The 18,001-nt window shown below is 71.0% G+C and carries 15 protein-coding genes; 12 read left to right on the plus strand and 3 right to left on the minus strand.

Annotation, left to right across the window (positions count from 1 at the left end; all coding sequences use genetic code 11):
• Positions 1 to 761: 761 nt before the first annotated feature.
• Positions 762 to 2,648, minus strand: a complete 1,887-nt coding sequence (locus ACTJJP_RS05335; protein WP_440773980.1) for a phosphoenolpyruvate carboxykinase (GTP) — start codon at positions 2,646 to 2,648, stop codon at positions 762 to 764.
• 118 nt (positions 2,649 to 2,766) lie between these two features.
• On the opposite strand from ACTJJP_RS05335, the gene ACTJJP_RS05340 reads away from it, so the two are divergent.
• The 8 genes from ACTJJP_RS05340 to ACTJJP_RS05375 all read left to right on the plus strand — a co-directional run bounded on the left by ACTJJP_RS05340 (position 2,767) and on the right by ACTJJP_RS05375 (position 10,327).
• Positions 2,767 to 4,206 carry a helix-turn-helix domain-containing protein gene (locus ACTJJP_RS05340; RefSeq protein WP_440773981.1) on the plus strand — a complete coding sequence of 480 codons (1,440 nt, stop codon included), beginning with the start codon at positions 2,767 to 2,769 and terminating at the stop codon, positions 4,204 to 4,206.
• A 146-nt stretch (positions 4,207 to 4,352) separates the two neighbouring features.
• On the plus strand, positions 4,353 to 5,489 hold the full coding sequence (locus tag ACTJJP_RS05345; RefSeq protein ID WP_440773982.1) for an ABC transporter substrate-binding protein: 1,137 nt from the start codon (positions 4,353 to 4,355) through the stop codon (positions 5,487 to 5,489).
• A gap of 40 nt (positions 5,490 to 5,529) precedes the next feature.
• The gene (locus ACTJJP_RS05350; protein ID WP_440773983.1) at positions 5,530 to 6,327 is read left to right on the plus strand and encodes an ABC transporter permease; all 798 of its coding nucleotides are present in this window, start codon (positions 5,530 to 5,532) and stop codon (positions 6,325 to 6,327) included.
• On the plus strand, positions 6,324 to 7,154 hold the full coding sequence (locus ACTJJP_RS05355) for an ABC transporter permease (protein WP_440773984.1): 831 nt from the start codon (positions 6,324 to 6,326) through the stop codon (positions 7,152 to 7,154). The genes ACTJJP_RS05350 and ACTJJP_RS05355 overlap by 4 nt, the downstream gene beginning before the upstream one ends.
• The gene (locus ACTJJP_RS05360; protein ID WP_440773985.1) at positions 7,151 to 7,909 is read left to right on the plus strand and encodes an ABC transporter ATP-binding protein; all 759 of its coding nucleotides are present in this window, start codon (positions 7,151 to 7,153) and stop codon (positions 7,907 to 7,909) included. The genes ACTJJP_RS05355 and ACTJJP_RS05360 overlap by 4 nt, the downstream gene beginning before the upstream one ends.
• A 21-nt stretch (positions 7,910 to 7,930) precedes the next feature.
• Positions 7,931 to 8,533, plus strand: a complete 603-nt coding sequence (gene folE, locus ACTJJP_RS05365) for a GTP cyclohydrolase I (RefSeq protein WP_440773986.1) — start codon at positions 7,931 to 7,933, stop codon at positions 8,531 to 8,533.
• A gap of 1 nt (position 8,534) precedes the next feature.
• Positions 8,535 to 9,329 carry a creatininase family protein gene (locus ACTJJP_RS05370; RefSeq protein WP_440773987.1) on the plus strand — a complete coding sequence of 265 codons (795 nt, stop codon included), beginning with the start codon at positions 8,535 to 8,537 and terminating at the stop codon, positions 9,327 to 9,329.
• Entirely contained in the window at positions 9,326 to 10,327 is a 1,002-nt protein-coding gene (locus tag ACTJJP_RS05375) for a LacI family DNA-binding transcriptional regulator (RefSeq protein ID WP_440773988.1), read from the plus strand. Before ACTJJP_RS05370 ends, ACTJJP_RS05375 begins: the two co-directional genes overlap by 4 nt.
• Positions 10,328 to 10,574: 247 nt before the next feature.
• Here ACTJJP_RS05375 and ACTJJP_RS05380 read toward each other — a convergent pair whose 3' ends face one another.
• Together ACTJJP_RS05380 and ACTJJP_RS05385 are read right to left on the minus strand one after the other, a co-directional pair.
• The gene (locus ACTJJP_RS05380) at positions 10,575 to 12,047 is read right to left on the minus strand and encodes an NAD-dependent succinate-semialdehyde dehydrogenase (RefSeq protein ID WP_440773989.1); all 1,473 of its coding nucleotides are present in this window, start codon (positions 12,045 to 12,047) and stop codon (positions 10,575 to 10,577) included.
• A 205-nt stretch (positions 12,048 to 12,252) separates the two neighbouring features.
• On the minus strand, positions 12,253 to 14,097 hold the full coding sequence (locus ACTJJP_RS05385; protein WP_440773990.1) for an FAD-dependent monooxygenase: 1,845 nt from the start codon (positions 14,095 to 14,097) through the stop codon (positions 12,253 to 12,255).
• Between the two features lie 97 nt (positions 14,098 to 14,194).
• On the opposite strand from ACTJJP_RS05385, the gene ACTJJP_RS05390 reads away from it, so the two are divergent.
• From ACTJJP_RS05390 to ACTJJP_RS05405, 4 genes are all read left to right on the plus strand, one after another.
• Positions 14,195 to 14,899, plus strand: a complete 705-nt coding sequence (locus ACTJJP_RS05390; RefSeq protein ID WP_440773991.1) for an IclR family transcriptional regulator — start codon at positions 14,195 to 14,197, stop codon at positions 14,897 to 14,899.
• Positions 14,900 to 15,104: 205 nt separating this feature from the next.
• Entirely contained in the window at positions 15,105 to 16,757 is a 1,653-nt protein-coding gene (locus tag ACTJJP_RS05395; RefSeq protein ID WP_440773992.1) for a thiamine pyrophosphate-binding protein, read from the plus strand.
• Between the two features lie 216 nt (positions 16,758 to 16,973).
• On the plus strand, positions 16,974 to 17,741 hold the full coding sequence (locus ACTJJP_RS05400) for a DUF6924 domain-containing protein (RefSeq protein WP_440773993.1): 768 nt from the start codon (positions 16,974 to 16,976) through the stop codon (positions 17,739 to 17,741).
• Positions 17,738 to 17,971 carry a hypothetical protein gene (locus ACTJJP_RS05405; protein WP_440773994.1) on the plus strand — a complete coding sequence of 78 codons (234 nt, stop codon included), beginning with the start codon at positions 17,738 to 17,740 and terminating at the stop codon, positions 17,969 to 17,971. Before ACTJJP_RS05400 ends, ACTJJP_RS05405 begins: the two co-directional genes overlap by 4 nt.
• Positions 17,972 to 18,001 lie beyond the last annotated feature (30 nt).

An 18,001-nucleotide genomic window follows, 5' to 3' on the forward strand; every position in this document is an offset into this window, starting at 1 on the left:
GGGCGGGGCGGGGCGAGAAACGCGATCCGCGCGAACACACGCCTCGACAGTACATTTCTCGCCACGAGAGGCGTTTCTCGGCGACGACGGAGAAGCCGCAGCGCCCCACCCAGCCGGCGCGACCACCGCGACTGGCGCGACCACCGCGACCGGCGCGACCGGTACGACCGGCGCGACCACCGCGACCGGCGCGACCGGAATGCCGCCCCCGAGATCGCAAGGCGGCGCAAGAAACGCGATTCGCAGGAGGAAACGCGTCTACAGCGCGTTTCTCGCCACGAGAAGCGTTTCTCGGCGACGACGGCGACGCCGCAGCGCCCCACCCAGCCGACGGGACCACCGCGACCGGCGCGACCGGGATGCGGCCCCCAAGATCGCAAGGCGGCGCGAGAAACGCGATCCGCGCGAACACACGCCTCGACAGTACATTTCTCGCCACGAGAAGCGTTTCTCGGCGACGACGGCGAAGCCGCAGCAGCGGGATGCGCCGGACGGGCGCGGGCATGACGACGCCCCTCCCGCGCGCCAAGAACGGGAGGGGCGTCGTGTCTGACGCTCGCCCCACCGCGCGAAACGGCGGGCGGGGCGAGAGCGTGGTGCCCGACCCCCGCGACGGCGGGCGGGGCGAGAGCGTGGTGTCCGACCCACCGCGACGGTGGGGCGGGTCAGGGCGAGAGCAGGATGCCCGACCCCTCGAAACGGCGGGGCGGGGCGAGAGCCCGGTGCCCCACCCCGTGCAACGGCGGGGCGGGGCGGCCGGGTCAGGAACGCTGCAGGCGGTAGCGGAGCGCGGCGAGCTCGGCGCGCAGGGCCGCCGGCAGGTGCGAACCGAACGTGTCGTAGAACTCCTCCGTCAGGTCGGCCTCGGCCAGCCACGATCGGGCGTCGACCGAGAACAGTTCGGCGAGGTCGGCGGCCGGGAGGTCGAGCCCCGTGAGGTCGAGGTCCTCGATCTTCGGCAGGCGACCGATGGGGCTGTCGACCGCGTCGACCTGACCGTCGACACGACGGATGATCCAGTCGATGACGCGGGCGTTGTCGCCGAATCCGGGCCAGAGGAAGCGGCCGTCGTCGCCCTTGCGGAACCAGTTCACCTGGAAGATCCGCGGGGCACGGTCGAAGCGGAGCTTCTGTCCGACCTTCAGCCAGTGGCCGAAGTAGTCGCCCATGTTGTACCCGCAGAACGGCAGCATCGCGAAGGGGTCGCGGCGGAGTTCTCCGACCGTTCCCTCCTGCGCGGCCGTCTTCTCGGACGAGACCGTCGAGCCGATGAAGACGCCGTGCGACCAGTCGGTGGCCTCCACGACGAGCGGCACGTTCGTCGCGCGGCGACCTCCGAACAGGATGACGTCGAGCGGAACGCCCTGGGGCGCCTCCCAGTCCTCGGCGATCTGCGGGCACTGAGCGGCGCCGACGGTGAACCGCGAGTTGGGGTGGGCCGCGGGACGACCCGACGCGGGCGTCCAGGGGTTGCCCTCCCAGTCGGTGAGGTGCGGCGGCGCCTCGTCGGTCAGGCCCTCCCACCACACGTCGCCGTCGGGGCGGAGTGCGACGTTGGTGAAGATCGTGTTGCCCCACAGGGTCTCGATGGCGGTGACGTTGGTCGACTCGCCCGTGCCCGGTGCGACGCCGAAGAAGCCGGCCTCGGGATTGATCGCCCAGAGGCGCCCGTCCTCACCGGGTCGGATCCAGGTGATGTCGTCGCCGAGGGTCTCGACGCGCCAGCCGGGGATGGTGGGGCGGAGCATCGCCAGGTTGGTCTTGCCGCAGGCAGAGGGGAACGCCGCGGCCACGTGGTACGCCTTGCCCTTCGGGTCGATCACGCGGATGAGGAGCATGTGCTCGGCGAGCCACCCCTCGTCGCGGCCGATGACCGAGGCGATGCGCAGCGCGAAGCACTTCTTTGCCAGGATGGCGTTGCCGCCGTAGCCCGAACCGAACGACCACACCTCGAGGGTGTCGGGGAAGTGCACGATGTACTTCTCGTCGTTGCACGGCCAGGTGACGTCGGACTCGCCCGGCGCGAGCGGGGCACCGACGGAGTGGACCGTCTTGACCCACGGCGCACCCTGGGCGATCTGCGCGAGCACGGCCGTGCCGACGCGGGTCATGACACCGATGGATGCCACGGCGTAGGCGCTGTCGGTGATCTGCACGCCGATGTGGCTGAGGGGGCCGCCGACGGCGCCCATCGAGAACGGGACGACGTACATGGTCCGTCCGCGCATCGATCCCTCGAAGACGCCGTTCAGCGTCTCGCGGATCTCGGCCGGGGCGATCCAGTTGTTCGTAGGGCCGGCATCCTCTTCGCTCTCGGAGGCGATGTAGGTGCGCGACTCGAGGCGCGCGACGTCGCCGGGGTGCGAGCGGGCCAGGTACGAACCGGGCCGCCACTCGGGGTTGAGCTTGATGAGCTTGCCCTCGTCGACCATGTCGCGCAGCAGAGCGTCGTTCTCGGCGGGCGAGCCGTCGACCCAGTGGATGCGGTCGGGCTGCGTGAGGGCGGCGACCTGGTCGACCCACGCGGTCAGTGCGGCGAGCCCCGGACCCTCGACGGCCGGACGCACGCCGTGGCCGGGACGAGCGGCACGGGCGGCAGCGGGCGCGGCGTTGCGGGAGCTGGAGCTGAAGATGTCGGCGAGAGCCATGTCGTTCTCCTCGGTTGAGAGCAAACTCGGTGTCGTTCCTCCATATTGAGACCCTCGGCCCGCGACTTTCGACGCATTTTGGATGTAAGAATCAGGATTCTTTCGATATGGTCAAGGAATGGCGTCGTCCTTCGAACTCACCACCCTGGGTCACCGCATCCGTCATCACCGTCTGGCCCGCGGCCTGACGCTCGACGAGCTGGGGGCGCTCGTCGGCGTGGCGGGCAGCCAGCTGAGCCTCATCGAGAACGGCAAGCGCGAGCCCAAGCTCTCGCTGCTGCAGGAGATCGCGCGCGCGACCGAGACCGAAGTGACCGAACTGCTCTCGAGCGAACCGCCGAACCGCCGCGCCGCGTTGGAGATCGAGCTCGACCGGGCGCAGAGCAGCCCGTTCTTCCGGCAGCTCGGCATCCCGCCGGTCAAGGTCAGCAAAGGCACCAGCGACGACACCATCGAAGCCGTGCTCGGTCTGCACCGAGAACTGCAGCGACGCGAGCGAGCGACCATCGCCAGCCCCGAAGAGGCGCGCCGCGCCAACACCGAGCTGCGCCTGCGCATGCGCGAGACGGCGAACCATCTGCCCGAGATCGAGAACCTCGCCGAGAAGCAGCTCAAGGCGGCGGGGCACGCGACCGGCGCCCTGACCCACCGCACGGTCAGCATCATGGCCGAACAGCTCGGGTTCGAGCTCATCTACGTCAACGACCTGCCGCACTCGGCGCGCTCGGTGACCGACCTCGAGCACGGTCGTATCTACCTGCCCCCGGCGTCCATCCCCGGCGGGCACGGCCTGCGCTCGATGGCCCTGCAGGCGATGGCCCACCGCCTGCTCGGGCACCGCCCGCCCACCGACTACGCCGACTTCCTGCAGCAGCGCCTCGAGATCAACTACTACGCCGCATGCTGCCTCATGCCCGAAACCAGCTCCGTCGCCTTCTTGACGCAGGCGAAGAAGGACCGCAACCTCGCCGTCGAGGACTTCCGCGATGCGTTCGGCGTCACCCACGAAGCCGCGGCGATGCGCATGACCAACCTCATGACGACCCACCTCGGCGTGCGTCTGCACTTCCTGCGCGTCGACGGTGACGGCGCCATCTCGCGCGTGTACGAGAACGACGGACTCCCGCTGCCGACCGACGTCACGGGGTCGGTCGAGGGGCAGGTGGTGTGCAAGAAGTTCTCGGCGCGCGCCGCCTTCGCCGAGCACAACCGCACGACCGAGCACTACCAGTACACCGACACCCCCGCCGGCACCTTCTGGTGCTCCTCGCAGACGGGAACCACCAGCGACGGCGACTTCTCGATCACGGTGGGCGTTCCCTTCGACGACGCGCGGTGGTTCCGCGGCCGCGAGACCTCGAAGCGCGGGATCTCGCACTGCCCCGACGAGTCGTGCTGCCGGCGCCCCGACGCCGAGGCCGCGGAACGCTGGCAGGGCAAGGCGTGGCCGAGTGCCCGCGTGCACCGCTACATGTTCTCGCCGCTGCCGCGGGGCATGTTCCCCGGGGTCGACGACGCCGAGGTCTTCGCGTTCCTGGATCGCCACGCGGACGGCTGAGCGGGGCGCTCGCCGCGACGGTCGCCCCCCTCCGGGAACGACGAGGCCTCGGGGATGACGAAACGAAAACGACACACCAGGAGACAATTCACGAAAAGTAAAACATTTACGTTGGGGGGACACTCACCCACACGGAGGCTCCCGACATGTCACACCTTCGCACCGTCCTGTTCCTCGTTCCTCCCACAGCCGCGCAGCCCCTCGCGGCTCCCGCCGTGCGCCGCCGCCGCCGGCGCACCGCCGTCGCCGCCACCGGCGCACTGCTCCTCGCCCTCACCGTCACCGGCTGCGCCTCCCCCGCCGCCTCGTCGCCCAGCGCCGGTTCGGACTCGCTCGGCACGGCCGGCGTCGCCCTCAGCTGGATCAAGAACTACGAGTTCGCGGGGTACTACTTCGCGGAGGAGAACGGCGCCTACACCGATGCCGGGTTCGACGACGTCGACCTCATCGCCGGGGGCGGCAACACGAACTCCTGGGACCTCGTGCTCTCGGGCCAGGCGCAGATCGGTCTGGCATCCGATCTCACCGGCATCACCGGCGCCATCAACGACGGCGCCGGTCTGAAGATCATCGGTGCGCAGTTCGTGAAGAACCCCGTCGGCTTCGTCTCGCTCGCGGGGAACCCCATCCGCACGGTCGCCGACCTGACGGGCAAGCGCATCGGCGTCGACGCCGGCGGCAAGCTCGCCGTCGAAGCCGTCCTGAAGGCGAACGACCTGCCCACCGACACGGTCGAGTTCGTCTCCGTGCCCAGTGGCGTCGACCCGCTGATGAACGGCGAGGTCGATGCGCTGATCGGCTTCCTCACCAACTACCCGATCGCCGTCAAGAACGCCGGCGGCGATGTGGTGACCATGTCGTTCGCCGACGCCAACTACGCCCAGTTCGGAGACGCCGTGGTGGTCAGCGAGAAAGCGCTGACCGAGAACCGCGACGCACTGAAGGCGATCATGAAGGCCAGCATCATCGGCTGGAACACCGCCCTCACCGAGGGCACCGACGCGATCGCCGATATCGCCATGACCTACGGCGGCGCCGACAACGGGCTCGACCGACAGCTGCAGGTCGACTCCGCGAGCGTCCTGCCCTCCTTCATGCTCACCCCCGACACGGTGGCCAACGGCATCTTCACGCTGACGCCCGACCTCATCGACCAGGCCGTGTCCTCACTCGCGGCGGCGGGCATCACGGCCGACCCGAGCATGTTCGACACGTCGCTGCTGGACGAGGTCTACGCCGAGAACCCCGACCTCATCCCCGGGTTCACCGTCCCGGCATCCTGATCCCTTTCCCCGCCGCCCCGACACGAGAGGACGCCACGACATGACGTCGACACCCGCACGTGGCGTCCTCTTCGGCGTGGCCGGACTCGCCGTGCTGGTGCTGGCCTGGCACATCGTCGCCGTGACCGTCTACCAGCGTCCCAACGGCAGTCCCGGTCCGGTGCCGCCCCCTCTTCCGGTCCTCGTCCGCGCGGCGACCGGGCTGGCAGGCGGGGCCTATGCGGAAGGCGTCTCTGCGACGGCCGGAGCGGCCCTGACCGGCTACGCCCTGGCCGTCGTGATCGCGCTGGCGCTCGGCATCCTGGTCATGATGGCCCCGCCCCTGGGCCCCTTCGCCTCGCAACTGGGAGTCGTGGCCGCGTGCGCTCCCGCGGCCGCGATCGCGCCCATCGTGGTGCTGCTCAGTCCGTCGGGTAGTCGCGCGGTGAGCGTCGTGCTGGCGATGCTCGCCGTGCTGTTCCCCCTCGTGATCGGGGTGCTCCTGGGACTGCGTTCGGCCGCCCCGGCGCAGCTCGATCTCGTGCACGCCTATGGAGGCAACGCGTGGACGGCCATCCGCAAGGTGCGGGTGATCTCCGCGATCCCCGCCCTGCTCGCCGCCCTCAAGCTCGCCGCTCCCGCCGCCTTCCTCGGCGCGATGACCGGCGAATTCTTCACCGTCGGCGTCGACGAGGGGGCCGGTCGGCTCCTCATCTCGCAGCAGTACGTCGGCGACTACACCGGCATGTGGGCGATCGCCCTGCTCGCGACGGTCGTCTCAGCCCTCGGGTACGGCGCGATCGCGCTCCTCGGACGCGTTCTCGCGCCGTGGACCACGCACACGGGAGGCACCCGATGACGCGCCTGTCCCCCCGGCTCACGACGATCCTCTGCACGCTCGCCACGGCCGCCGTGCTGCTGATCGGCTGGCAGCTGGCGATCACCCTCTCGGGGCTCTCGCCCTACCTCGCGAAGACGCCGCTGGACGTCTGGGGATACCTGTTCGTCGACGGCGCCGGAAATCCGGCCGATGCCGCTGAACGCCGCGCGGCCCTCGCCCCGATGATCGGCGTCACCCTGATGCACAGCGCCGTCGGGCTCCTCCTCGGGGTCAGCGCCGGCTTCGTCGCCGCCGTCGCGCTGACCGTTTCGCGGGCGTTGCGCTCGGTCTTCCTGCCGCTCGCCCTGCTGCTGCAGACGGTGCCCCTCATCGCCATGGCCCCCGTCATCTACGCCGTCTTCGGGTCCGGCATCCTGACCGCGGCCGTCGTGGCCGCGGTGGTGACCTTCTTCCCCCTGCTGATGAACATCGGGGCAGGCCTCACCTCGTCGACGCCGGAGACCTCCGACCTCGTGCGCGCCTACGGAGGCGGCCGGTGGACCCTGCTGCGGTTCGTGCAGCTGCCGGCGTCCCTCCCGTCGTTGTTCGCCGGCCTCAAGCTCGCCGCCCCCGCGACCGTGTCGGCGGCCACCCTGTACGAGTTCCTGTTTTCGTTCGAGGGGCTCGGGGCGAACCTGCTCACCAGCAAGTCGTACTCCGACTACGGGCTGCTCTGGACGCTCGTCGTCGTCACGGTGCTCCTCTCGCTCGCCGCCTACGGACTCGTCGTCGCGGCCGAGGCGCTCCTGCTCGCCGGGCGGTTCCCGCCGCGCGATTCGACCCTCGCTCAGAAAGGCCCCGCATGACCGCGTCCGGCGTCCACGTCCGTGCCCTCACGCGTCACTTCGCCACCCGCGGCGAGACGGTCGTCGCCGTCGACGGGGTCGATCTCGACACCCCGCGCGGGTCGTTCCTGTCGCTGCTCGGCCCCTCCGGCTGCGGCAAGTCCACCGTCCTGCGCATGCTCGCGGGGCTGGACACCCCCACCTCGGGCACGGCGACGGTCAACGATCTCGCTCCCGCCGCCCTCCGCGGGAAGCACGCGTACGGCATCGCCTTCCAGGACCACGCGCTGCTGCCCTGGCGGACGGTCGAGCGCAATATCGCGTTCCCGTTCGAGATAGCGGGGCTCCCCATCGACCACGAGTGGGTGGGCGAACTGCTGCGCCTCGTGCGCCTGGAGCAGTTCGCCAAGGCCCGACCCTGGCAGCTGTCGGGCGGCATGCGTCAGCGCGTGGCCATCGCCCGGGCGCTGGCGCTGCGGCCGAACGTGCTCTTCCTCGACGAACCCTTCGGAGCGCTCGACGACGTCACCCGCCAGCGTCTGAACGTCGAGCTGCAGCGACTGTGGAGCGAGCAGCAGGCGACGACCGTCATGGTCACGCACGGCGTGCAGGAGGCCATCTTCCTCAGCGACAAGGTCGCCGTGATGAGCCCTCGCCCCGGGCGCATCAAGGAGGTCATCGACGTCGACCTTCCGCGGCCGCGCACCCTCGAGATGACGACGTCGCCCGAGTTCCACGCCTACGTCGACCGCGCCAGCGCGCTCCTGTTCCACTGATCCCCCGAAAGGCCCACCGTCATGACCGAACTCACCGCCGTCGCCGCCACGCACACCGCTCCCGATCTGGATGCCGCGGAGGAGGGGATCCGCATGTACATGCGCGCGATCGGCCTCGACACCGATCACCCCACCCTCATCGACACGCCCCGGCGCGTCGCGCACGCCGGGCTCGATCTGTTCTCGGGAATGGGAGGCGACCCGCATCGCGCGCTGGGCGGCGGTGAGCCCATCGAGGGCGTGTACCCCGGGGCGGTCGCTGTGCACGACATCCCCTACTCCTCGATCTGCGAGCACCACCTGCTGCCGTTCCAGGGTGTGGTCTCGGTGGTCTACCTGCCCGATCGGGCGCTCGCCGGCATCGGCGACTTCGACGCGATGCTGCGCGTGCTCGCCGCCCGACCGCAGATGCAGGAGCGTCTGGCCGACCAGATCGCCGAGGTCGTCTCCGAGACACTGGAGGCGAAGGGTGTGCTGGTGCGCCTCACCGCACAGCACGCCTGCATGTGGGCGCGCGGGGAACGGACCGTCGGCTCGACCGCGTTCTCCCTCGCGGGACGCGGCGTCTACGAGACCGACCCGGCGGCGCGAGCAGAGGCGCGAGTGCTGCTCGGGCTGCACTGAGATGACCAGCTCCAGCAAGGTGGCGGAGGTCGCCGCGCGCGAGGGGGTGGCCCTGGTTCCGATCGGCGCGACCGAGCAGCACGGTGCGCACCTGCCGGTGTCCACCGACACGACCATCGCGGCCGCTTTCGCCGCGGCGGTCGCTGCACGGGTGACCGGCGACGTGGCCACGTGGGTGCTTCCGGCGCTGCCGTTCGGCTTCTCCCCCGAGCACGCGGGACGCCCCGGCACGATCGGCCTGACGGCGCAGACGCTGCTCGCCCTCGCCGACGACATCGGCCGCGGCGTCGCGGCCAGCGGCATCCGTCGCCTGCTGTTCGTCAACGGGCACGGCGGCAATCCCGAACTGCTGCACGTCGCGTGCCGGCAGTTGCGGGAGCGGCGGGGGCTCGCCGCGTTCGCGGTGCACGCGCCCGGGCTGGCGCTGTCGGCCGAACTGTCCGAGGGCGTGACCACGGGTGATCTCGACGCGCACGCCGGCCACTACGAGACGAGCGTGCTGCTCGCGCTCGACCCGGGCGTCGTCGACATGGATGCCGCCCGCGCCGACGGTCTCGAGCGGGTCAGGGCCCGCGCGGACTCCCCCACCCGGCCGTTCGGAGCGGTCAGCGTGCCCTGGCACGTCGACGACCTATCCGTCTCGGGGGTGATCGGAGACCCCACCACGGCCGACGCCGCGTGGGGCGAGCGCGCCTTCGCGGCGCAGACCGCGGCCCTCGCCGACATCGTCCGCGCCGTCGCTGCGCACCCCCTTCCGCCCGAGTGGGTACACTCGCGGCGGGGGGATGCCGAATGACCGACGGTCCGGGACGAACACCGACCCTCCAAGAGGTGGCGACGGAGGCGAAAGTCAGTCTCGCCACCGCCAGCAACGCCCTCACCGGCAACCGGGGGGTGAGTCCGAAACTGCGCGACCGGGTGCTCGACGCCGCGCAGCGGGTTGGATACCCCCGGGCGTCCGGACGCCGGCGCACCGACCGCACGACCGTCGGTATCGTCCTGCCCGACGTGCGGCATCCGGCGTACGCCGAACTCGCCCACGCGTTCGAGCGTGAAGGCGCGCAGCGCGACTGGGCTCTCGTGCTAGCCGGGTCCGACTACGAGCCCGACAACGAACTCGAGGCACTCGAGAACCTCGTGCGGAGCACGGACGGCGTGCTCCTTTCGCCGTCTCGTCCCCCGCGCTCGGGCGTGCACCGGCTGCGGGCGAGTCCCGTGCCGATCGTCGCGTGCGACGAGCCCGCGGACTCCGCCCTCATCGGGGGCTGGGTGCGCTCCGACAACTTCGGCGGCGGACGCGTCGCCGCGCATCACCTCGTGGATGCCGGCGGCACCCGCTTCGCCATGCTGGGCGGCGAGGGCTACCTGCCGTCGACGAAGGAGCGGCGCGAGGGGTTCCTCGCCGGACTCGCCGATCGCGGGTTCGCCTCGGACGACGTGCTGATCGTCGGCGAGAACTACGGCATGGACGGCGGTCAGAGCGCCATGGCGGAACTCCTGGAGACGGATGCCGACGTCGACGCCGTCTTCGCAGTGAGCGACCTGCACGCCGTCGGGGCGTTCTTCAGCGCCCTGCAGGAGGGGCGGTCCGTCCCGGGCGATCTGCTGCTGTGCGGCTTCGACGGCGTGGCCTGGACGCGCCAGATCTCGCCCACGATCACCACGGTGCGTCAGGACTGGGGCAAGATCGCGGCGCGCGCGATGGACATGCTCGACACCCTCATGGCGGGCGGCGACGGAGACCGCGCCGTGATCCCCGTCGAGCTCGTCCCTGGCGAGTCGACGCAGCGCTGACGCCGCGCCCGGGCGCCGGCCGAGCACCGGGGGCAGCACCGCCCGGGTAGCCGACGCGCGGCGCCTGAGCCCGCCCCGACCCACACCCGGCGCGTACCGAACTCCGGAAAATCGCCGCCGAACGGTGCCCGGCCTGCTCCGCGACCGCACGAAGGGCGGAGATCTCCGGAGTTCTGCACACGACGGGACGACGGATGCCACGACCCCGGGTCCGCACGGGGCCTCGGGGTCGTGGCATCCGGTGCCGTCAGGCGTAGGGGTTCGCCGTCAGCGTGTACTTCGTCTGCAGGTACTCGTGGATTCCCTCGTCGCCGCCCTCGCGGCCGAGGCCCGACTGCTTCCAGCCGCCGAAGGGGGCAGCGGCGTTGGAGACCACGCCGACGTTGAGGCCCATCATCCCGGTCTCGAGCTTGTCGATCATGCGCTGCCCGCGCGCGAACGACTCGGTGAAGACGTAGGAGACGAGGCCGTACTCGGTGTCGTTGGCGAGGCGCACGGCGTCGTCCTCGTCGTCGAAGGGGACGATCGCGAGCACGGGTCCGAAGATCTCCTCGCGGAGGATGTCGCTGCCGGGCTTCACGTCGGACACGACGGTCGGCTCGAAGAACGTGCCGGGGCCCTCGATGGCCGACCCGCCGGTGGTCACGGTCGCGCCGCGCTCCAGGGCATCCGTCACGAGGGTCCGGGCCTTGTCGACGGCGCGGTCGTCGATGAGGGGGCCGATCTGCACGCCCTCCTCCGTGCCGCGGCCGATCTTCATGCCCTGCACGCGCTCGGTGACACGTCGGGTGAACTCCTCGACGACGCTGCGCTGCACGAGGAAGCGGTTGGCCGCGGTGCAGGCCTGTCCGATGTTGCGGAACTTCGCGAGCATCGCGCCCTCGACCGCCTTGTCGAGGTCGGCGTCGTCGAAGACGACGAACGGCGCGTTGCCGCCGAGCTCCATCGAGGTGCGCAGCACGCCCGGAGCAGCCTGCTGCAGCAGCTTCACGCCGACCGGGGTGGACCCGGTGAACGAGAGCTTGCGCAGGCGCGGGTCGGAGATGATGCGCTCCGAGACCGGGCCGGTGTCGGTGGTCGTCACGACGTTGACGACGCCGGCGGGGAGACCGGCATCCTGCAGGATCTGCGCGAAGAACATCGTCGTGAGCGGAGTCACGGTCGCCGGCTTGATGACGACCGTGCAGCCGGCGGCGAGCGCGGGGGCGATCTTGCGGGTGGCCATGGCGAGGGGGAAGTTCCACGGGGTGATGAGGTAGCAGGGCCCCACGGGGTGCTGCGAGACGATCATGCGGCCGGTGCCCTCGGGGTTGGCGCCGTAGCGGCCCTGGGTGTGCGCGGTGACCTCGCTGAACCAGCGGAGGAACTCCCCGCCGTACGCGACCTCGCCTCGCGCCTCGGCGAGGGGCTTGCCCATTTCGAGGGTCATCAGCAGCGCGACGTCTTCCTTGCGCTCCTGGAGCAGGTCGAACGCGCGGCGGAGGATCTCGGCACGCTCCCGCGCCGGGGTCGCCGCCCACGACGGGAACGCCTCGGCGGCGGCATCCATCGCCGCGACGCCGTCGTCGACCGTGGCATCGGCGATCTCGTGGATGACGTCACCGGTGGCGGGGTCGTTCACGGCGACGGTCTTGCCGCCGGTCGCCGCGCGCCACTCGCCGTTGATCAGCAGGCCGGTGGGTACGGATGCCAGCAGCTCGCTCTCGCGCGAATCGGTCATGGGTCCTCCTGGATCGGGGCGGGGTTCCCGCCAATTCTCGTCAGCCCGCGCATCGGGGCCGATATACGCGGTGTACAAAGCGGATGCCGGTGTCGCCGCTGTGGCGTCCCGGTGAGGCGGGTCGCGGGTCCGGCCCCTTGCCGAGAAACGCGATGGGCGGGGAGAAACGCCGCGGCAAGGCGTTTCCTCGCGCGAGAAGCGTTTCTCAGCGCTGGAGCGCGATCGACGGGGCGGCCAGCACGCCCGCGAGGAAGTGCGCAAGCCGCTCCGGCGCCGACAGCGGCAGCACGTGCGCGACGTACTGGTCGGGGCGCACGACCACCACGGCGCCCTCGACGCCGATTCCGCGTTCCGCGAAGATGTCGGCGCTCGTCCACGCCGAGGGCGCGGCGGCGAACACCTTCTCGAGGTCGGTCAGCCCCAGCGGCCCCGACCGCGGACGGAAGAACGCGGGCACGTCGATGACGTCCTCCCAGCGACCGGGGAAGATCGCCTTCACGTCGAACACCGCGTCGAGATCGGCACCCTCGGGCGTGAAACGCTCCACGATCTCCCGTGCGGCCCCGGCCCACTCCCGCAGCGCCGAGCCCTCGGCATCCGCGAACGCGTAGATCCGCCAGCGCCCGTCCGCGCGAGCGTGATGGCCGAGGTGCACCGCGTTGCCGTCGCACACGCGCACGACCTCGGCGCTCTTGAACCGCTTGCCGAGAGGGAATCCGGATGCCAGTTCCTGGGCCGCGTCCGCGGCGACGATCCGCGAGGGGGCGTAATGCGTGCCGAAGCCGGAGGGGAACTCCGCGGTGGCGAGGTAGTAGGTCGCCAGCTCATCGGGGTCGGTGATCTCGCCGGGCTTTCGGGCCATGAGCGACGACCACTCGCGGTCGAAGTCGATGAGTTGCTGGGCGACGGGTCGGCGCTCCTCGTCGTAGGTGCGCAGCAGCTCCGCCGGCGCGAGCCCGGTGAGCACGTGGCCGAGCTTCCAACCGAGGTTGAAGCCGTCCTGCATCGAGACGTTCATGCCCTGGCCCGCTTTGGCACTGTGGGTGTGGCACGCGTCGCCGGTGAGGAAGACCCGCGGGCTGTCGAGGTCGTCGACGAATTGGTCGGTCACCCGGTGACCCACCTCGTACACGCTGGACCACGCGACCTGCTTCACGTCGATCGAATAGGGGTGCAGGATCTCGTTCGCCCGGCGGATGACCTCCTCGATCGGCGTCTGCCGCACGCGGTGGGCGTCGTCTTCCGCCACCTCGCCGAGGTCGATGTACATGCGGCTGAGGTATCCGCCCTCGCGCGGGATGTGCAGGATGTTGCCCGCGGCGGCGTTGATCGCGCACTTGATGCGCCAGTCGGGGAAGTCGGTCTCGACCAACACGTCCATGACGCCCCACGCATGGCGGGCGGCGGCGCCGACGTGGGTGCGGCCGATCGCCTGGCGCACGCCGCTGCGGGCGCCGTCGCATCCCACGACGTACCGCGCGACGATCGTGCGCTCCCCCTCCGCGGTGCCGACGCGCACCTCGACGTCGTCGGCGCGCACCGTCAGGCCCCGGAACTCCACGGCGTAGTCGGGGGTGATGCGCGCGGGCCCGTGGGCCGCCGCTTCGGCGAAGTAGTCGAGCACGCGCGCCTGGTTGACGATGAGGTGCGGGAACTCGCTGATCTTGAGGCCGTAGTCCTCCGTGCGGGTCGTGCGCACGATCCGGTCGGGGTTCTCGGGGTCGGGCGCCCAGAAGTTCATCCAGCCGATGTTGTAGGCCTCGGCGGTGATGCGGTCGGCGAAGCCGAACGCCTGGAACGTCTCGACGCTGCGGGGCTGGATGCCGTCGGCCTGACCCAGCGGCAGACGCCCCTCGCGCTTCTCGATGAGGCGCGTGGTGAGCTGGGGGAACTGCGACATCTGCGCGGCCAGCAGCATGCCGGCGGGTCCGGATCCCACGATGAGCACGTCGACCTCCTCGGGGAGGCGCTCGGGTCGATCGACACCGGTGCCTGCGGCGTTCTGCACGCGCGGATCGCCCGAGACGTAGCCGTGGTGGTGGAACTGCATCGTTTCTCCTGACGTCGATGTCGGGGTTGCCTCGGCAGCCGTCGTGTTCTATATTCGAACACAGCGTTCTGCTATCGAACGAGAGGCTAGCCGCTCCATGCCCGCACGGCAAGACTCCTCCCCCGCCTCCCAGACGCTGAGCCGCGGCATCCGTTTGCTCGAGGAGCTCGCCGACGCCCGCACACCGCTCTCGATCGACGACCTCGCGGCCAGCGTCGAGCTGCATCGCTCCGTCGCCTACCGCTTGCTGCGCACGCTCGAAGACCACGGACTCGTCAGCAGGGATGCCGCGGGCGCGGTGCGTCTGGGAACGGGACTCGCAGCTCTCGCCGCGGGAGTCGCCGCCGACCTGCAGGCCGAGGCGCTGCCTGAACTGACGGCCGCCGCGAACGACCTCGGCATGACGTGCTTCCTCGTCGTGCTCGATCACGACGAGTGCGTCACCCTCGCCAGCGTCGAGCCCCGCCACGCGGTCACCGCCGTCGCGCAACGGCCCGGGTCGCGGCATCCGGTCACCCGAGGCGCACCGGGGCGCGCAATCCTCGCGCAGCTCCCTGCCCGCCGCTGGCCCGACACCGTCGACGCCCGGCTCGCTTCCGAGGTGGCGGATGCCGCGGAGCGCGGGTGGGCGACGAGCCACGACGAGGTCATCCGCTCGCTGCGGGCGGTGGCCGTGCCGCTCGCCGTACAGGGCCGTGGGCCCGCCGCGGTGGCCGCGGTGCATGTGAATGTCGACGCCGACGATGCGGCGATCGCGGCGCGACTCACCGCAGCGGCGGAGGCGATCCGCGCGGCCTTCTGAACGCGCGGTGCCCGCACCGTCGCGGGCCGGGCCCGGCGCTCGCAGAGAGATCGCCCGCCTCGATTCGTGCCCCGGCACCGGATATGATCTCTCCCGTCAGGCGCACGGAGTCGTGCGTCGCTGCTCGAAAAAAGGGCACGTAGCGCGAGAACCGCGCGAGACACATACGGCTCATTCCCGTTCCTGTTTCGCGAAAGGCTTCGCCATGCCCATCGTCTCCGCGCACGTCGCCCACACCCTCGGCCGCCACATCGACCACGTCTTCGGAGTGATGGGCAACGGCAACGCGCACTTCCTCGACGTGCTGCACCGCGAGACCGAGGTCGCCTTCACCGCGATGCGTCACGAGGCCGGTGGGGTCGTCGCCGCCGATGCGCACTACCGCGCGTCCGGCCGCATCGCGGCGGCGACCGCCACCTACGGCGCGGGTTTCACCAACACCCTCACCGCCCTCGCCGAAGCAGCTCAGGCCCGCATCCCCCTGCTGCTGGTCGTGGGAGACGAGCCCACCTCGGGGCCCCGGCCGTGGGGCGTCGACCAGGTCGCCCTGGCCTCGGCGGTGGGCGTCCGCACCTACACGGTCGGGGATCGGGATGCCACGGCCACCGTCCTCATCGCGCTCGAGCACGCGCTCACCTACCGCGTACCGGTCGTGCTGGCCATCCCGTACGACGTGGTCACGCGTGAAGCGGGACCGCTGACGGATGCCGGAACGGTGACGCTGTCGGCACCCCTCGCGCCGCGAGGGCCCGCGGCGGAGGCGACCCTCGACCGCATCGCCGACGCCCTCGCCGGAGCGGAGCGCCCGTTTCTGCTCGCCGGGCGCGGTGCGTGGCTCGCCGATGCCGGCTCCGCGCTCGGGCGTCTCGCCGAGGCGACCGGCGCGATCACGGCATCCACCGCCCTCGGCCGGGGCATCTTCCCCGCGGCCGAGTACGACCTCGGTGTCACCGGCGGTTTCGGCGCCGCCGGCGCCATGGAGCTCGTGCGCGAGGCCGACGTCGCGGTCGTGTTCGGCGCGGGTCTCAACCAGTTCACGATGCGCTTCGGCGAGCTCTTCGCCCCGAGCACGCAGGTCTTCCAGATCGACGTCGCCCCCACCGCCACCCACGCGCAGGTGGGCGGATTCGTGCGGGCGGATGCCGCTCTGGCGGCCGAGGCGCTCGTGCAGCGCCTGCACGCGCACGCTGCCGTGTCGTCCGGCTGGCGCGACCGCGTCGACGTAGCGCCCCTTCGCGAGCAGGAGCCGGGCGACGGTCTCGCGCCCGACGGCCGCCTCGACCCCCGCTCGGCCGCGGCGCGGATCGCGGAGCTGCTGCCCGAGGATCGCGTGGTCGTCTCCGACGGCGGGCACTTCCTCGGCTGGTCGAACATGTACTGGCCGGTCACCTCACCTGATCGCGTCATGATGGTCGGAACCGCGTACCAGTCGATCGGTCTCGGCTTCCCCTCGGTCGCGGGCGCCGCCGCCGCCCGCCCCGACTCCACCGTGGTCCTCACCACGGGCGACGGCGGCGGACTCATGGCCATCGCCGACCTCGAGAGCGCGGTGCGCTCGGCGGCGGGTCGCGGCATCGCGGTGGTGTGGAACGACGCCGCCTACGGCGCCGAGATCAACCTTTACGGCCTGAAGGGCCTCGCCCGCGAGCCCATGCTGATCCCCGAGGTCGACTTCGCCGCCGTCGCGCGCGGCTTCGGCGCCGAGGGCGTCGTCGTGCGCGAGGTCGCCGACCTCGATGCCCTGGCGGAGTGGACGCGGCGCGATCCGGAGCAGCGCTCCTTCCTGCTGCTCGACCTGCGCATCAGCGGCGACGTCATCGCGCCGTACCAGCGGGAGATCATCAGGGTGAACTCGTAGCCTCCCCCGCCCGACGGGCCGCGACGGCTTTTCGGCGTGCGTAACTCCGGAGATCCCATCCGCCGGGGCCGCCGGACGCGGTCTCCGCGTCGCCGGAGGGTCGGATCTCCGGAGTTGGGCCCGGCCGGGTCACTCCGCCTCGACCACCCAGGCCGATCGCCTGGCCCCGCGCGGGCGACCATCCCGGCGGCGGAACCGTCCCGGCATACTGACCGCATGGACTTCCTCCCCCAGACGAATGATTCGCTCCTCGTACGCACAGCGGCAGCGAACAGGGACGAGTGGATGGACCTCGTTTCGACGGTTCGCGCGAAGAACGCCGACGGGTTCCGCGCCTACGTGCGGTTCGTCGACGACGACCGTTGGCACGGCGCCACCGCGGAGGACCTTCGTTCCGCGATCCCTGACAGCGACGATGGTGCGTCCGTCCTGTTCGTGGCGGATGACGTCACCTTGACGACCGCGGGCTACCCCGTGATGGTCATCGACCTGCAGGAGGGGCGTCCGGCGTTCCGTTGCGTGGGGGCGGATCTCTGGTCCGTGGACAACAACCTGAACCTCTCCAACATGGACTGGGAGGAGTTCGCCGACGACGTCGACGACCACGGCGTATACACAGCGGCCTACCAATCACCGCCTGCGGATCGGTCACCGTCTGTCGCCCGCCAGATCGCGATGTGGCCGGACCAGGTCGCCGCCCGCCGACGACTCGGCGAGGACTTCGCCGCCCCTCGGCCCGTGGAGCACTTCGTCCACTTCCGGTGGCGCCGATCCGCCGACGCCGCAGCCGCGGATCTTCGCGCGCGTGGGTTCGCGGTCGACATCGGCCGCCGCGGACTCCAGCTCATCCTGACCGCCACCCGCACCGAGACGTTGACCGACGCCTCGGTGGCGGCGTTCCTCACCGAGGTCGTCGACATCGTCGAAGCGAGGAAGGGCGATTACGACGGCTGGGGCGCGAGCGTCGAGGTCGGCGGGGCATGACGGCGAGAACGCGACTGATCACCTGGGGAGCTGTCGTGGCGGTGATCGGCGGAGCCGTGGTGGTGCTCTACTTCTTCCAGCCCTGGCGCCGTTGCGACTACGAGGACACCTCCGCGGGCTGCGCGATGCTGCCCCATGACGCAGCGGCGATGTTCGTCGCGGCGATGGTCTTCGTCGTCGGGACCACCGTCGTCGCGGCGGGACTGCTGACACGCAGATCGCGGTCGTGATCGAAGCGGGCGACGCCGTGACGGACGGGA

Origin of the sequence: Microbacterium sp. 22296, from assembly GCF_052045385.1 — a bacterium.
Taxonomy (GTDB): domain Bacteria; phylum Actinomycetota; class Actinomycetes; order Actinomycetales; family Microbacteriaceae; genus Microbacterium.

What these genes read in the sequence shown, in the direction of transcription:
- ACTJJP_RS05335 (WP_440773980.1), bottom strand. Translation starts at nt 2,648, where the DNA reads ATGGCTCTCGCCGACATCTTCAGCTCCAGCTCCCGCAACGCCGCGCCC.
- ACTJJP_RS05340 (WP_440773981.1), top strand. Translation starts at nt 2,767, where the DNA reads ATGGCGTCGTCCTTCGAACTCACCACCCTGGGTCACCGCATCCGTCAT.
- ACTJJP_RS05345 (WP_440773982.1), top strand. Translation starts at nt 4,353, where the DNA reads ATGTCACACCTTCGCACCGTCCTGTTCCTCGTTCCTCCCACAGCCGCG.
- ACTJJP_RS05350 (WP_440773983.1), top strand. Translation starts at nt 5,530, where the DNA reads ATGACGTCGACACCCGCACGTGGCGTCCTCTTCGGCGTGGCCGGACTC.
- ACTJJP_RS05355 (WP_440773984.1), top strand. Translation starts at nt 6,324, where the DNA reads ATGACGCGCCTGTCCCCCCGGCTCACGACGATCCTCTGCACGCTCGCC.
- ACTJJP_RS05360 (WP_440773985.1), top strand. Translation starts at nt 7,151, where the DNA reads ATGACCGCGTCCGGCGTCCACGTCCGTGCCCTCACGCGTCACTTCGCC.
- folE (WP_440773986.1), top strand. Translation starts at nt 7,931, where the DNA reads ATGACCGAACTCACCGCCGTCGCCGCCACGCACACCGCTCCCGATCTG.
- ACTJJP_RS05370 (WP_440773987.1), top strand. Translation starts at nt 8,535, where the DNA reads ATGACCAGCTCCAGCAAGGTGGCGGAGGTCGCCGCGCGCGAGGGGGTG.
- ACTJJP_RS05375 (WP_440773988.1), top strand. Translation starts at nt 9,326, where the DNA reads ATGACCGACGGTCCGGGACGAACACCGACCCTCCAAGAGGTGGCGACG.
- ACTJJP_RS05380 (WP_440773989.1), bottom strand. Translation starts at nt 12,047, where the DNA reads ATGACCGATTCGCGCGAGAGCGAGCTGCTGGCATCCGTACCCACCGGC.
- ACTJJP_RS05385 (WP_440773990.1), bottom strand. Translation starts at nt 14,097, where the DNA reads ATGCAGTTCCACCACCACGGCTACGTCTCGGGCGATCCGCGCGTGCAG.
- ACTJJP_RS05390 (WP_440773991.1), top strand. Translation starts at nt 14,195, where the DNA reads ATGCCCGCACGGCAAGACTCCTCCCCCGCCTCCCAGACGCTGAGCCGC.
- ACTJJP_RS05395 (WP_440773992.1), top strand. Translation starts at nt 15,105, where the DNA reads ATGCCCATCGTCTCCGCGCACGTCGCCCACACCCTCGGCCGCCACATC.
- ACTJJP_RS05400 (WP_440773993.1), top strand. Translation starts at nt 16,974, where the DNA reads ATGGACTTCCTCCCCCAGACGAATGATTCGCTCCTCGTACGCACAGCG.
- ACTJJP_RS05405 (WP_440773994.1), top strand. Translation starts at nt 17,738, where the DNA reads ATGACGGCGAGAACGCGACTGATCACCTGGGGAGCTGTCGTGGCGGTG.